The organism is Pseudodesulfovibrio sediminis, assembly GCF_020886695.1.
GTDB classification, from domain to species: Bacteria; Desulfobacterota; Desulfovibrionia; order Desulfovibrionales; family Desulfovibrionaceae; genus Pseudodesulfovibrio; species Pseudodesulfovibrio sediminis.
Genome location: NZ_AP024485.1, coordinates 2,006,609 through 2,020,425 on the forward strand (window position 1 = coordinate 2,006,609; position 13,817 = coordinate 2,020,425).

Sequence of the window (13,817 nt, forward strand, 5' to 3'; positions counted from 1 at the left end):
AACGGTTTAAAATCACCCGGTGAACGGCAACGCGCCGGGTGAACGCAGGCATATTGAGGAGTAAACGGCTACATTCCACCACTCACGGCCCGCACAAAGAACCGGCATGTTCTGTCCTGCCACCAGACAAATCCCATTTCGGCGTCGGCATACCAGGCAGCGGTAAAGGCTTTGGTATCCGCAGACCAGAGACGTGACTTGCGCGGGTCGAACGCCGACTCCAGACAGAACTCGCCCGGCTCGGTGTTCCCGGTAAACAGGGTGGTCAGTTCATCGACCGTGGGCAGTCGCCAGTCCGTGCGGCCGCCATGCGCGTGCCTGTTGAACCGCGCCACATAGGCGCAGGCTCGGTCCCAGGTCAGCGGATACCGTGCGCCGTCCTGTTCCCACACAAGCCCTGTCGCGCTGTCAAAGACCGTGCCGTCCCCGCGCTTTCTGAACTCACCCGCTCCATATTCCTTTGGCCGCCAGAGCACATCAAGATCAAAGGCCGCACGCGCTGCATGCAGCCCCACCTTGATCGGCTCGGCACGCGGCACCCAGTCCCGGGCGTGGCGCTCCGGCTCGTCGAGCATGACACAGGTGGCGTCCTTCCGTTCAATCCAGGCCGCCTCCAGCCGGTCCATTGCGTCGATCATGGATTGGCAATCCTGAAAACGGTCGTCCGGTTCCGAGGCCAGCGCGCGGTCAAAAAAGGCATCCCATGTACAATCGAGATCCGCATGTATGGCGCAGATGGACTGGCGATCCGCCCGCTCATCCGGGAGCTGACCGGTAAGCATGCGAAAGAGGGTCACACCCACGGAAAAGACATCGGATCGGGCATCGGCCGCTTCGGGGTCCGCCTCCTGTTCCGGTGCGGTGTAGTAGGGCGACCCCACCACCATTCCCTTGTGCCCCTGGCTCTGCTCGCCACGAAGTTTGCTCAGGCCGAAATCAATAAGTTTGACCCGCCCCGGGCCGCCCTCGTCCTCGGCGAGCATCACGTTGAACGGTTTGACGTCACGATGAATGATCCCTTCAAAGTGGAGCCGGTCCAGCCCGGCCAGCATCTCGCGGGCGATGTGCAGAGAGGCTTCCACCCCAAGCCTCCGGGATGGTTGTTCGACCTCATAGGTCTCCCCCATGAGCGCACCGAGATTGCCGCAATAATACTCCATGGCAAAATGGGGCGGTGTGACATCGTCGCCACGCCCCACATCCAGGATACCCGCCACATTGACATGACTGATGGAAGCCATGGTGGTCGCCTCTTTGAAGAACATCTCCTTCAGAACGGCCGCCCCCATGATATCTTCCATTATTTCAGCAGGATCAAGAACCTTGAGCGCCACAATCCGCCCGGTCACAGGCATGGCCGCCTTGTAGACCGCCCCCATGCCGCCACGGCCCAACAGCCCACGTATTGCGTAACGTCCTATATGCATACGGTGGATGATAGCGCATGGTCGGGCATCCCGTCCACACTCCTCGCGCCGGTCCCTCCCGCTTTGTTGACTCCAGAGGCCATATTAGTCATACAGAGAAAGAACGTAAAAGGTGGACAATTTGCATACTTTGCCAACCATGCGTGATGCCATTTTCGGATGGTGTCGCAATCCATTCGGGAAACTCACACTGCTCATTCTCGGCCTGCTCTGCATGGCCACATTCGGCTATTGGTTTTTCGAATATTACCCGGTCGGAGACGCAAAGGATATCTTTGGTGCGCTCTGGTGGGCGGTGGTCACCCTGACAACCGTGGGCTATGGCGACATGGTCCCGACCACCATCGGCGGGAAAGTCATGGGACTGATCGTCATGATCTGCGGCATCGGCCTGGTATCCACGTTGACAGGTAACCTGGCTTCCATGCTCGTGGAACACAAAGCCAGAAAGCGTAAGGGGTTACTCACGGTGAAACTGACAAACCATGTCATCATCGTCGGCTGGAACGATTTTGGCCCGGAACTGGTCGCGGCCCTGCGCGACAACGGCGTGCTCATGAACGACAAGGACACCAACCTTGTACTGGTCAACGGACTTGCCGCGGACGAACGCGAAGCCGTGGCCTTTCAACTGGACCTGGGCGACCGTCTCCACTTTGTCTGGGGTACCATCACTCAGGAGTCGGTGCTCCTCAAGGCTCGACCGGACCGCGCTCAGGTGGTCTACCTGCTCTCCCAGCACACAGCCCAATCCGCCAAGGACGCCGATCACGAGACCCTGTATGCTGCCCTGGCCTTGCGAGAACTCGCGCCGCAAGTCCCACTCTACGGCGAAGTGGCCCTCCCGGAAAACCGCAAGCACCTGCTTCGCGCCGGGGTCAATGAAATCATCGTCCACGGTCAACTGACCAGCGTGGTCCTCGGCCTCATGGGCGCGAATCCCTCCATGTGGACCCTGCTTCAGGAACTCATCGGCATGCGCGGCAACAACCATATCAAGTTCAAGACATTGACCTCGGCAGAAAAACCCCTGCTCTGGGGCGACCTCATGACCCAGTTTCGCGCAGACGGAAGGCTGCCTCTGGCGTTATGCAAGGTGTCCAAACAACTTTCACTGGAAGATGTGCTCGACGACGGCTCCGCACTGGATCAATTCATATTGGAGCTGTTCGAATCATCCGGCCAGGAAACGAATATCGGCGACACCGGCCCGCGCGTGCTGACCAATCCACCGGACACGGAACCGCTCCGCGACTTTGACGCGGTACTGTTCCTCAACCCCAGGGAGGCACGATGAAACTCGGTGATGTGATTTTTGACGATATTCCCCTGTTCCACGGTCTGCCCGCAACCGCCCAGGACAAGATCCGGGATATCTTTGACATCCACCCCGTAGACGCAGGGGAAAACCTGATCACCGAAGGGGAAGAGGGGGATGAAATGTTCATCCTCGTCAAAGGGCGTGTACGAATCACCAAATCCATGCTCATGCCGGGTATGAATCTTCCCATTCTGGAAGTGGACAACCAGCGCAAGGTCCTGGCCACCATGGACCACGCCAACCACCCCATCTTCGGCGAGATTGCACTCATAGACCACGAAACCCGGTCCGCCACCATTCTGGTCCTGGAGCCGTCCTTCTTTCTGAGAACCAATCGAGCCAGATTCTTTGAGCTGGTGGAACGTGAACCCATCATCGGCAACATCCTGCTCATGGCACTGACCAAACGCATGGCTACCACCATCCGCAAATCAAACCGGGAACTCATCAAGCTGTCCACAGCCCTGGCCCTGGCCCTCAGCCGGTACAACAAGCCATAGAGAGGAATACGGTCTGGACAAAAGGAACCAAGCATGATGGCAAAGATAGCGATTATCCTTACCCCTCATTTCGCTGACTGGGAATACGCCCTCATTGCCGGGACGGGCCGCCCGTTCTACGGACTTGATGTACAATTTTTTACCCCTGCCCCCGGAGAACTCCAGTCGCTGGGCGGGCTCACCGTGCGGGTTCCACAGGGGCTGGAAGCGATGAATCAATGGGCACCGGAGGTGGTGGTTGTCATCGGAGGCACCCTATGGGAATCCGAAGATGCGCCCGACATTGGAGAAGTACTGCGAGCCCATCATGCGCGCGGTGCCGTTGTTGCGGGTATCTGCGGCGGCACACTCGCCCTTGCCCGAGCCGGGATGCTCGATGCAATACCGCACACATCCAATGAGGCCGAATATCTCACGTTGAACGCACAGGAATACACCGGGGCAGAGCATTTTTGCCCAAGCGCCACAGCGGTTTCGACCGATCGCGTGATCACCGCCCCCGGAGTCGCGCCCGTCTCATTCACAGCGGCCATTTTCGAAAGTATCGGACTGGACCAGAACACTGTGCTGCAATTCAAAAACATGTTGGCCGCAGAGCACAACTAACCACTGTTGCGACGAGTCGCACACAGCCTGTGTGGCCAGAGGGTGCACACAGCCTCCCTCGTTGAAAGTACCGGGAAACTTTTCCAACAAACTATTATTTTTGATTTCTTCAAAGAATTCAGATGCTCAAATATACTTCGAAGCCCACTCTCCGTTTCATTTTCCATATTTCAAGGCTCTTGCACTCTGGTCAGTGAGACGGTATGTGTTTAGACTAACTCTAGATAAAAATGTGTTTATGCACGTATACGAGGGGGTATCCCATGAAAAGGACTCTGTTTTTTCTGGCTGTGTTGACGGCCACTCTTTTTGTTATGAGCGGGTGCATGAGAAAATCCATTTCATCTGCGCCTCCGGCAAGACGTCCTGCGAGCCAGCAACCGGCAAAGCCCGCGCCGAAACCGATTATCGACGAAGCTCCTCTGACCGGCGACAACGAACCCTTGGATACCGCGGCACCGGATGCTGACGAAAAGCCCATGGCCGACGTGGGTGGTGATGATCTGGGCGACGACCTGGCTGACGACACGATGGACAGTACCGAGACCCCGGTTGAAGAAGCCGCTCCGGTCGCAAAAACCGACGCGGTCAAGGAACCGGGAATCGCCACCACCCCGGATGAGCTGCCCGACCCTGCGCCGATCATTGACTCTACCCCCGTGGCCGAACCGGCCATGAAGGACCAGGCCAAGGAGGCCGTGACACCGCCACAAACGACGCCTGCCCAAACAGCTCCTGCACCGGTTGTAACAACGCCCGAAGCCGCGGCTCCGGTCATGGTCGACCCGGAAAACGAAGTGGTGGACCTTGAAGATCCTGTGGTGCTGGATAATCCTGTTGCCACAACCGCAGGCGACTACTATGTGCAGGTGGGCGCATTTTCCGACGTTGAAAACGCCACCCGCATTCTGGAGCAGCTCCGCACGGACGGCTACGCAGGAGCCAGAATGGTCAAGACCGAAACCGGCCTCTACCGCGTACAGGCCGGTGCCTTTGTCAACGCCGACGAAGCAGATACCGCACTGGAAACCCTCAAGGGCGCGTTCCCCGGCAGCCGTGTCGTCAAAGCGGAATAATCACCGAACAGAGAACAAGCCAAAGGGCCGGATGATACTATCATCCGGCCCTTTTCATTCAAATGGCTGACGTACTGTCAGTATGCTGACCCCGCAAACGGATACCCGCCACAGCAACCATTTCTGGCCGCCAGGCGCGCAAACAACACACTGATCCTTACCCCGTCACTAAGGACACATGGCAGTCTCCTGCGATGCGGCCAACGACTTAGGACGGGTTCAGTTCTGCACGGAATTTGCGGGAAAGACGGAAGACAACCACTTTGCGCGGCGGCAGAGTGATGGACTGTGTCGTCTGGGGATTGCGTCCCTTGCGTGCCCGCTTGTCATATGCTTCGAATTTGCCGAAGCCCGAGATAAGAAGTGCGTGGTCCTTCTTCACAGCAGTCTTCATGATTTCAAGAATGGTTTCCACCAGATCCTTGATTTCGGCGCGGTTCTTGTCGGTGCGCTCGTAGACATAGTCCACGATTCCGGCTTTAGTGAGGGTGCTCATTGATCGCCTCCAAAAAAGGTTACCAGGAAAATTACTCCATGAGGTTCGCGATCTTGGCCGCGAGCCTCCCCATCTCATCAGGGTCATCGTATCCGGTCTGAGGCCAGAGCCGCAGTCCGTCATCCGCAAACCGAGGAATAAGATGGTAATGCGCGTGATGGACTTCCTGACCGGCGGCCTCATAATTATTCTGCATGAGGTTTAATCCGTCGGCTCCGGTGACTTCCATGATCGCCTTGCCCACCTGGGACAAGACCTGAAACAGATCGCCACCCAACTCCACTGGGATGTCCATGAGTGTGGGATAGTGCCCTTTTGGCAAAACCAGGGCGTGTCCCGCATTCACAGGCGCGATGTCCAAAAAAGCCAAACAGGTATCCGACTCGAAAACCCTGGCACAGGGAATATCCCCGGCCACGATTTTGCAAAATATGCACTCGGAATCTGTTGGTACCATACGCTTCTCCCCCCTGTCCGAGCTGGTTTCCGCACGCTACATGCCTACGAAAAAACGGCGCACAGACAGAGAATTTTCGATAGTTACCTGTGTTTATAACCGGGAAGTTCAGTTAAATCAAGTCTGTTCGTTATTTTTCTGGAAAACCACGCGCCCCAAGGGCTGCCGCGAAGTCTAGAAATCTTCTTGAAAATCGGCTGGTTGACACACTTTTTATGTTGCAAACAATGATTTGAAAAATAAACCATTTGATATCAATGTGTTAGAGACAGCAAAAAGTATACACATGGCATTACAGGAGGTTAGGAGAGGACAATCAGGAGCCGGAAACAACACGGGCGGGGACACCCACGGCAACAGCCCCTTCCGGTATGTCCCTGATAACGGCTGCCCCGGCACCGACCACGGCACGTTTGCCAATGATTCTACCGGGAATGACATTGGCGCCAATGCCCACAAGCGCAGCTTCAGCGACCGTGACGTTGCCGGCAAGGGCCGCGTTCGGCGCAATGTGCGCATGGGGACCGACATTGCTGTCGTGATCCACGACGCTGCCGGTATTGAGTATGGTGTTGTCCATGATCCGGCTACCGGTGTTCACGATGGAGCCAGCACTGATCATGCACCCTTTGCCCACCACGACGTCAGCAGCGATGATGGCCGAAGGATGCACGGCGGCGACCAGATTCTCCCCTGCCGCGCAGAGTTGCTCGAAGAGGCGCTGCCGCAGGGCGTTGTCCCCGATGGCCACAACCACGCCGTCGTGCTCGATGGAATCCAGGCTTCCATCGTCACCGAGGATGGACAGACCTAACGGGCCGGGAGTACCGGCTTCACCGTCGCCGGAGACAAAACCAAGCGGATTCATGCCGTCCATGGCCAGCAGAATATCCGCCACCACACGGGCGTGCCCGCCGCTGCCGATAATCACTATATTCATTTCTTCTCCCATGCTGTCCCAACTTCTACGCGGTTTGTTTTTTTTCTGTCAACAGCGGGGAACACGGACAACTTGACCACCCCACTCTTGCACGATATTCCCAAGTCACGTTTCAAACACGAGCACAAGCGGACAGCCGAGATGCGCCGCGCTGCACATAAGGAGAGACCAATGACCAAGACAGGTATACTTTTCCCCGGACAGGGATCACAGGAAAAAGGCATGGGCAAAGACATTGCCGAAGCCGATTCCGCCGCACTGGATCTGTGGAAGCTTGCCGAGAAGGAATCCGGCCTGCCCCTGCGCGAAATCTACTGGGACGGCGAGGCCGCGGACATGGCCGACACCCGCGCCCTCCAACCCGCCCTCACCGTGGTCAACCTGACCCTCTGGCTGACTGTGAAGGACAAACTTTCTCCGGCCGCAACCGCCGGGCACTCCCTGGGCGAATTCGCCTCTCTGGGCGCAGCCGGCGCACTCAGCCTGGAAGACACTGTCAAGGCTGTCACCCTGCGCGGCAAACTCATGGCCGAATCCGGCGGCGCGGGACACGGCATGGCCGCCGTGGTCAAGTTGAAGCAGGATCAGGTGGAAGCAATCGTGGACACCGCCGCGTCCTCCTCGGGCAAGGAACTCAAAATCGCCAACTACAACACCCCGGCGCAGTTCGTCATCAGTGGCGAGCAGGAAGCGCTGGACGCAGCCGAAGCGCTGGTCAAGGAAGCCAAGGGCCGCGCCATCCGACTGGCCGTCTCCGGCGCCTTTCACTCCCCGCTCATCCAGGAGGCCGCCGACGAGTTCAGCGCGTTTCTGGGCGGCCTGACATGGAACGCTCCGGCCTTCCCCATTCACCACAACGCCACCGCCATGCCGCAGCCCGACCCGGCACAGATCATGTCCACCATGCAGAGCCAGATGACCTCCAGCGTACTCTGGATTCAGACCATGCAGGCCATGTTCGCCACCGGCATCCGCAATTTCGTCGAAGTCGGCCCCAAGGGCGTGCTCTTCAAGATGCTCAAGGCCAACCTCGGGTCCATGGACGAAAAATGGACCGGGATGAACATCGGCGACCTGGAACAGGCCAAGGAACTCTAAACCATGAAAAGCTACGGCATCATAGGCTGGCCACTGGGCCACACCATGAGTCCGACCCTGCACAACTGGGGGTTCGAAGCGTGTGGCATCGACGCGAATTATGCAGCATGGCCGGTCTCGCAGGACGACCTGTCCTCCTTTATGGGGCAGGTGCGCGCCCGGCCCATCTCCGGGCTTTCCGTGACCATCCCGCACAAGCAAGCCATCATGGAGCATCTGGACAGGATATCGGAACGCGCCACCACGGTCGGTGCGGTCAACACCCTGTACTGGGACGAGGACCAGCTGTGCGGCGAGAACACCGATGTCATCGGCATTGTCGCTCCGCTCACCAACCTGGACACCCTCCCGGCAACGGCACTGGTGCTCGGCGCAGGAGGCGCGGCACGGGCCGCCCTGGCCGGATTCAAGGAGCTGGGCATCCCCGGTATCGCCATTGCCAACCGGACCCATGCCAAGGCCGTGGCCCTGAGCGAAGAATTTGCCGTGGAATGCGTTGCGTGGGAAGACCGCATGGACCAGTCGTGGGCGCTGCTCTGCAACACGACCCCGCTGGGCATGTCCGGTGCCATGGAAGACGCCACCCCATGGGATGGCGACCGGTTCGCTCCGGCGACCATCGCCTATGACATCGTATACAATCCGCTGGAGACCCGTTTCCTGCGGGAGGCCCGTGCGGCCGGCTGCACAACCATCTCCGGGCTGGAGATGTTCCTACATCAGGGGCTGGCCCAGTTCCGGCTGTGGACCGGCACCGACATGGATGAATCCGGGGCACGCACACTGCTCCTCAATACGCTAACTGCATAAGGTGAATACAATGAAGAAAATAACCAGACTCATGGTGACGGCGATGGCTGTCTGCGCCCTGTTCTTGGGCATCTTTTCCACGACTTCGGCCCAGGCAAGTAAGGCAAACCCGGTTGTGGTCATGGAGACCACCATGGGACGCATCATCATTATGCTCTCCCCCAAGGACGCACCCAAGACCGTAGAGAATTTCCTCAGGTACGTTGAAGACGGCTATTACAACAACACCGTCTTTCACCGGGTTATCATTGAAAAAAAGAAGACCAACGATGAAAAGGATACGAGCATGAATATCGTTCAGGGCGGCGGGTACACTTTCCCCCTGCGCCTGAAGCCGACCAGGGCTCCCATTGTCAACGAAGCAGGGCGCTCCCTGCAGAACAAACGGGGCACCATCTCCATGGCCAGAACCGATAATCCCGACTCGGCAACCAGCCAGTTCTTCTTCAATGTGCAGGACAACCCCGTGCTGGACCAGAAGTCCTCCGGTTCACAGACCGGCGCGGCCCTCTTCTCCTCCACCACCAAGCCCGGATACTGCGCCTTTGGCAAGGTCATCCGCGGCATGGACGTGGTTGACAAGATCCAACAGGTCAAGACCGCCCGCTCCGGCCGTATGGAAGATGTGCCAGCCACGCCCATCTACATAAAGAAGGCATACGTGGCAAAATAAGAGACTCAACCCACAAAAAAGGGCGGCAGGACATATATCCTGCCGCCCTTTATTCATTGTATTGTCAGCCTACAGGTCGTGACTCACGCCGCAGGTCTTGATCACGACTCGTCCGGTGTCCAGATGCAGGAACATGGTCCTCGGTATCACGCCACCCAATTCGCTGGCCGCCAATTTCACCTGGCTTCGATCCATGAGTTCCAGCAATTCGTCAATATTCTTCTGGCCGATGTCAAAGGCGCCGTCACCGCGCATATCCGCGCCCCCGGCAGCCTTGAAAATCAACCTGTCCCTGTCCGCGCCCGCACGGAGCAATTCCTTGACCATCCGCGGCACACCTGCGCTCACGAATTTGTAGGGGCTTTCCCCTTCGTGCAGCACGACCGAACCGGGTCTGGACAACAGGCAATGGATCAACCCACCCACCTGGGCCTGTGGGTCATACGCCGTGACCCCCACACAGGACCCCAGGGAATAAGTCACCAGGATCTTGTCGGGGTCCGTGGATATTTTCATGTCGGAAATACCGACGACGATAAGGTTATCCATGTTCATATCTTACCTACAATCAACAGGATCGGGAGCATCCCGAGTCAAAACAATTTCGCATCATATGCTCATACATCTGGGGAGTAAAGCGATGGTTACCGTTGTCTTGTCATTCCCTGCGTTCTATTGAATACTTGCCGAATGAAACGACACAATTCCATAGCGGTTCTTTCGGATATTCATGGCAACAGCCTTGCCCTTGAAGCGGTGCTGAATGACGTAGCCCATCGGAAATGCGCCACTCTTTTCAATCTGGGCGATATCTTCTACGGCCCGCTCGACCCCGCTGGGACATGGGATATGCTCAACCGTCTGCACATCCCGACCATCCTCGGCAATCAGGACCGTGTTCTTCTGGAGGGCGGCCCGGAATGGGAAGCGAACCCCACCTTTACGCGCACACGGGATGCCATCGGGCCGGACGGACTGAACTGGCTCGCCTCTCTGCCCCCCTCGCTCACGGGAACGCCAGACACCAGGGACATCCTGCTCTGTCACGGCACTCCGGGCAACGACACGCGCTACCTGCTGGAAGCCGTGACCACAGGCGTACCCGTCCAGCGACCATGTGAGGCCATACTGGAGGACGTGCTCCCGCAAGCTGCGGGCTGTTCTCTGGTGCTGGCGGGACACAGCCACCACCCGGGACAGGTCGTGTGCGACGGCATCACGGTGGTCAATCCCGGCAGCGTGGGCCTGCCTGCCTATGATGACGACACCCCGCCGCACAGCATGGCAGCGGGGTCGCCCCATGCGCAATATGCAGTGCTGACGCCATCCGCATCAGGCTGGGAATGTGATTTTATCTCGGTGGAATATGACTGGAAAGCAGCGGCAGTCTTGGCCCGCCAGAACGACCGCGAGGATTGGGCGCAGTGGCTGTCCACGGGAATGGCATAAGGCGTCAGGTATTCCTTCCCATTCTCTGCATTCTTTTCTGGACTTTTTTTAGATTTTTCTGAAAAATACGTCCAGCCTGTACGTTTCGGACACATGCCTGCTTTGCATCTGTCGAAACGAAACCGCTACACTCGGTTTGAACTATATGAAGCTGACCACTGCCGCACACCTCCGTATATGGACCTTCACGTCGTTGCTCGTCGTGACGGCACTTTGCGTCTGCTCAACAAGCGCCCTTGCCATCTCGGCCAAATCCTACTTCACTGTCGGGCATTCGGAATTTCACGCCCTGCTCAAAAACAGCAAGAAGGCCAAATACCGCTCCAACTGGGCAAAGGTGGAAAAACCCTTTGCCCGTTGCCTCAAAGCCGACCCGGACGGCCCCTTTGCGCCCAAGGCGCTCTACTACATAGGGAGAGTCCACGAAGAGACCGGAGCACGGAGTGGACTCAAATCCGATTTCCGCAAAGCCGTGGACTACTTCGGCCGCGTGATCGCCCGGTATCCCCGCCATGCCTGGGCCGACGACTGCCTCTATCATCGCGCCGGAGTCTATGCCGCCCGACTCAAGGAAACCACCGCCGCACGGCTGGACCTGGCTACGATCATCGTGGATTATCCGCGCTCGGACATGCGAGACAAGGCAAAAACCCGCCTGAAACAATTGGGCAAATACAATTGGGCCATCGCCAAAGTCTCCAAAAAATCCGGCGGAAAATCCCTGAATGACGTGGCCGCTGCCGCGACCCAGAAAAGCACCAAACCGACAACCTCGAAAAAAACCACCTCCACCAGGGCAAAAGATCCGTCCGGCGTCGCTCATCTGGACAATGTCCGGTTTACCTCCAGCGATGAATACACCCGCGTGGTGCTGGAACTGGATGACAAGGTCAAATTTCGCTACCAGGTGCTCGCCCCCAACAAGAAGGTCAACCGACCCCACCGGCTGTACCTCGACCTGCAAAACGCCCGTCTCGGCCATGACGTAACCAAGGCCACCAATGTCTCCGACGGCATCCTGCGCTCCATCCGCACGGGCCAGTACTCCACGGACACCACCCGCGTGGTCCTCGATTTTCTTGCCATGCAGGAATACAAGGTCTTTCCCCTTGAAAACCCGTATCGCATCGTCATCGACGTATACGCTCCTGACGCTTCCGCCCCTTCAAACACCGTTGTCGCAAGCGCTCCGGCCACCAGGCAGACCACGGCAAATTCATCGTACCGCCCGCCCAACGGCAGCAAGAAGATGGCCGGGGACCTGTTGGAACAGCTCGGGCTGACGGTCAAGACGATCATGCTCGACGCCGGTCATGGCGGCAAGGATCCCGGCGCGGTTGCCAACGGCCTGCGCGAAAAGGACATCAATCTCCGTTTTGTCAAAATACTCGGTAAAAAACTGCAGGCCAAGGGGTTCAACGTGGTCTACACGCGAACCACCGACGTCTTTATTCCGCTGGATAAACGCACGTCCATGGCCAACGCCAGAAAAGCCGACCTCTTCCTCTCCGTCCATTGCAATGCCAATCGCAACAAAAAGGTCAACGGACTGGAGACCTACAGTCTGAACCTGGCCAAGACCGACGCAGCCGTGCGCATTGCCGCCCGTGAAAACGCCGTGGACCCGCGCGCCATTTCCGACCTGCAATTCATCCTGACCGATCTCATGGTCAACTCCAAGATCAAGGAATCCCGCGATCTGGCCAAGGATGTCCAGTTGCAGACCCTCACCCGTGTGCGCAAGAAATGGAAACTCACCAGCAAAGGCACCCGCGAGGCCCCCTTCTATGTGCTCATGGGCGCCCGCATGCCCTCTGTACTGGTGGAACTCGGCTACATCACCAACCGGACCGAGTCGAGCAGACTCAAGTCCAACAAGTACCTCGACTATCTGGCCAGTGGTATTGTGGAAGGCGTGTTGGCCTACAAGGGCAAGATAGAACGCTACGCCATGAAGTAGATCAGACCCCATTCCGTCATTTCAAAAAAAGGCTCCCTGCATCGGCAGGGAGCCTTTTTTTCGTTCGCGCTCATCAGGATTTGTCGGACAGTAACCGGAAACGGCCACACGCCTCCCTGTCAACACAGGGGCATTGATACATCCGCCAGTGACGACCGCTTCTAAAAATTATTCCAACCCCCGCTCATCCAGCCAGGCGTTGGCACGGGCGGCGGCCTCATCCATCTGCTCGCGGGTCATGTCCTTAACGATGGCCATGAGGTAGGCATTTCCCTTCTGGTTGCCTCGTGTACCGGCGATGGCGAACCACTTGCACGCCTCCACTAGGTCCGGCTTGCCGCCCACCCCCTGCATGAGCATCTCGCCCAACGTGACCTGGGCTTCGAGGTGGCCCTGATTTGCGGCCTTTTCAAACCACATCTTTCCGGCAGCCAGGTCCTTGGCAACCATCGTCCCGGTGAGGGAGAGCAGGCCCATGCTGAACTGACTCTGGGCGTCCCCGCTCTCGGCGGCCCTGTTGGTCCAGAGCAGAAAACGGGAGGCGTCGCGCTCCACGCCGAGCCCCCTGCCATAGGCATAGGCGAGAAAGGCCTGTGCCTGCGGCTGATTCCTATCCGCAGCGGCCTGAATGAGCGCCAGCCCTTTTTCCGTATTCTGTTCAACGAAATGCCCTTCGAGATAGAAACGACCAAGGGTGTTCTGGGCATCAGGGTAGTCCTGTTCAGCGGATTTCTTCAGCCAGAACACGCTCTGATCGAAACTCTGATCAAGCGGGTTCCCTTCATAATACATGCGAGCCAATTCCATCTGCGCGGCGGCATCGCCGCTGTAGGCAGCCTCTTTGGTCTGATAACCGAGTTCCGGCTGGGCCAGTCCGAAAGCAACAAGAAAAATGAAAGCAGCGGCAAGGGGAGCAAGAAGATATTTCAACATACGAAACAGGACCTCTCTGTAAGTGGGAGTGTTACCGGAGAACCATTTCCATTTTTGCCCGAACCGACAAG

16 protein-coding genes are annotated in these 13,817 nt (G+C 57.8%); 9 read left to right on the top strand and 7 right to left on the bottom strand.

Features of this window, described 5'->3' with window-relative positions:
* Positions 1-68: 68 nt before the first annotated feature.
* Positions 69-1,427, bottom strand: coding sequence for a protein kinase domain-containing protein (locus SRBAKS_RS09650; RefSeq protein WP_229590666.1), 1,359 nt, complete (start codon positions 1,425-1,427; stop codon positions 69-71).
* 121 nt (positions 1,428-1,548) lie between these two features.
* Between SRBAKS_RS09650 and SRBAKS_RS09655 the strand changes: the two genes are divergently transcribed.
* From SRBAKS_RS09655 to SRBAKS_RS09670, 4 genes are all read left to right on the top strand, one after another.
* A complete protein-coding gene (locus tag SRBAKS_RS09655; protein ID WP_229590667.1) occupies positions 1,549-2,724 on the top strand; it encodes a potassium channel family protein in 1,176 nt (391 codons plus the stop codon).
* On the top strand, positions 2,721-3,248 hold the full coding sequence (locus SRBAKS_RS09660) for a Crp/Fnr family transcriptional regulator (RefSeq protein WP_229590668.1): 528 nt from the start codon (positions 2,721-2,723) through the stop codon (positions 3,246-3,248). The genes SRBAKS_RS09655 and SRBAKS_RS09660 overlap by 4 nt, the downstream gene beginning before the upstream one ends.
* A gap of 33 nt (positions 3,249-3,281) precedes the next feature.
* Positions 3,282-3,854 (top strand): DJ-1/PfpI family protein, encoded by a 573-nt coding sequence (locus SRBAKS_RS09665; RefSeq protein WP_229590669.1) that lies wholly within the window; start codon positions 3,282-3,284, stop codon positions 3,852-3,854.
* Positions 3,855-4,180: 326 nt separating this feature from the next.
* Entirely contained in the window at positions 4,181-4,930 is a 750-nt protein-coding gene (locus SRBAKS_RS09670; RefSeq protein ID WP_229590670.1) for an SPOR domain-containing protein, read from the top strand.
* Positions 4,931-5,138: 208 nt separating this feature from the next.
* Here the strand turns inward: SRBAKS_RS09670 and SRBAKS_RS09675 are convergent, their stop codons facing one another.
* The 3 genes from SRBAKS_RS09675 to SRBAKS_RS09685 all read right to left on the bottom strand — a co-directional run bounded on the left by SRBAKS_RS09675 (position 5,139) and on the right by SRBAKS_RS09685 (position 6,823).
* Positions 5,139-5,426 (bottom strand): integration host factor subunit alpha, encoded by a 288-nt coding sequence (locus SRBAKS_RS09675; RefSeq protein WP_229590671.1) that lies wholly within the window; start codon positions 5,424-5,426, stop codon positions 5,139-5,141.
* Between the two features lie 31 nt (positions 5,427-5,457).
* Complete coding sequence (locus SRBAKS_RS09680; RefSeq protein WP_229590672.1) at positions 5,458-5,883, bottom strand: HIT family protein; 426 nt, start codon at positions 5,881-5,883, stop codon at positions 5,458-5,460.
* Positions 5,884-6,199: 316 nt separating this feature from the next.
* Positions 6,200-6,823 carry an acetyltransferase gene (locus SRBAKS_RS09685; protein WP_229590673.1) on the bottom strand — a complete coding sequence of 208 codons (624 nt, stop codon included), beginning with the start codon at positions 6,821-6,823 and terminating at the stop codon, positions 6,200-6,202.
* Between the two features lie 171 nt (positions 6,824-6,994).
* Here SRBAKS_RS09685 and SRBAKS_RS09690 point away from each other — a divergent pair, with 171 nt between their 5' ends.
* Together SRBAKS_RS09690 and aroE are read left to right on the top strand one after the other, a co-directional pair.
* Positions 6,995-7,921 (top strand): ACP S-malonyltransferase, encoded by a 927-nt coding sequence (locus tag SRBAKS_RS09690; RefSeq protein ID WP_229590674.1) that lies wholly within the window; start codon positions 6,995-6,997, stop codon positions 7,919-7,921.
* A 3-nt stretch (positions 7,922-7,924) separates the two neighbouring features.
* A complete protein-coding gene (gene aroE, locus SRBAKS_RS09695; RefSeq protein ID WP_229590675.1) occupies positions 7,925-8,731 on the top strand; it encodes a shikimate dehydrogenase in 807 nt (268 codons plus the stop codon).
* Here aroE and SRBAKS_RS09700 read toward each other — a convergent pair.
* Entirely contained in the window at positions 8,720-8,881 is a 162-nt protein-coding gene (locus tag SRBAKS_RS09700; RefSeq protein ID WP_229590676.1) for a hypothetical protein, read from the bottom strand. The two genes, aroE and SRBAKS_RS09700, sit on opposite strands and share 12 nt — an antisense overlap.
* Between SRBAKS_RS09700 and SRBAKS_RS09705 the strand changes: the two genes are divergently transcribed.
* Complete coding sequence (locus SRBAKS_RS09705; protein ID WP_229590677.1) at positions 8,865-9,404, top strand: peptidylprolyl isomerase; 540 nt, start codon at positions 8,865-8,867, stop codon at positions 9,402-9,404. The two genes, SRBAKS_RS09700 and SRBAKS_RS09705, sit on opposite strands and share 17 nt — an antisense overlap.
* Positions 9,405-9,473: 69 nt before the next feature.
* Here SRBAKS_RS09705 and SRBAKS_RS09710 read toward each other — a convergent pair whose 3' ends face one another.
* Positions 9,474-9,953, bottom strand: a complete 480-nt coding sequence (locus SRBAKS_RS09710) for a chemotaxis protein CheD (protein WP_229590678.1) — start codon at positions 9,951-9,953, stop codon at positions 9,474-9,476.
* A 141-nt stretch (positions 9,954-10,094) separates the two neighbouring features.
* Here SRBAKS_RS09710 and SRBAKS_RS09715 point away from each other — a divergent pair, with 141 nt between their 5' ends.
* Positions 10,095-10,853, top strand: coding sequence for a metallophosphoesterase family protein (locus SRBAKS_RS09715; protein WP_229590679.1), 759 nt, complete (start codon positions 10,095-10,097; stop codon positions 10,851-10,853).
* Between the two features lie 145 nt (positions 10,854-10,998).
* A complete protein-coding gene (locus tag SRBAKS_RS09720) occupies positions 10,999-12,813 on the top strand; it encodes an N-acetylmuramoyl-L-alanine amidase (RefSeq protein ID WP_229590680.1) in 1,815 nt (604 codons plus the stop codon).
* A gap of 168 nt (positions 12,814-12,981) precedes the next feature.
* Here the strand turns inward: SRBAKS_RS09720 and SRBAKS_RS09725 are convergent, their stop codons facing one another.
* Positions 12,982-13,746 (bottom strand): tetratricopeptide repeat protein, encoded by a 765-nt coding sequence (locus SRBAKS_RS09725; protein ID WP_229590681.1) that lies wholly within the window; start codon positions 13,744-13,746, stop codon positions 12,982-12,984.
* Positions 13,747-13,817: the final 71 nt, after the last annotated feature.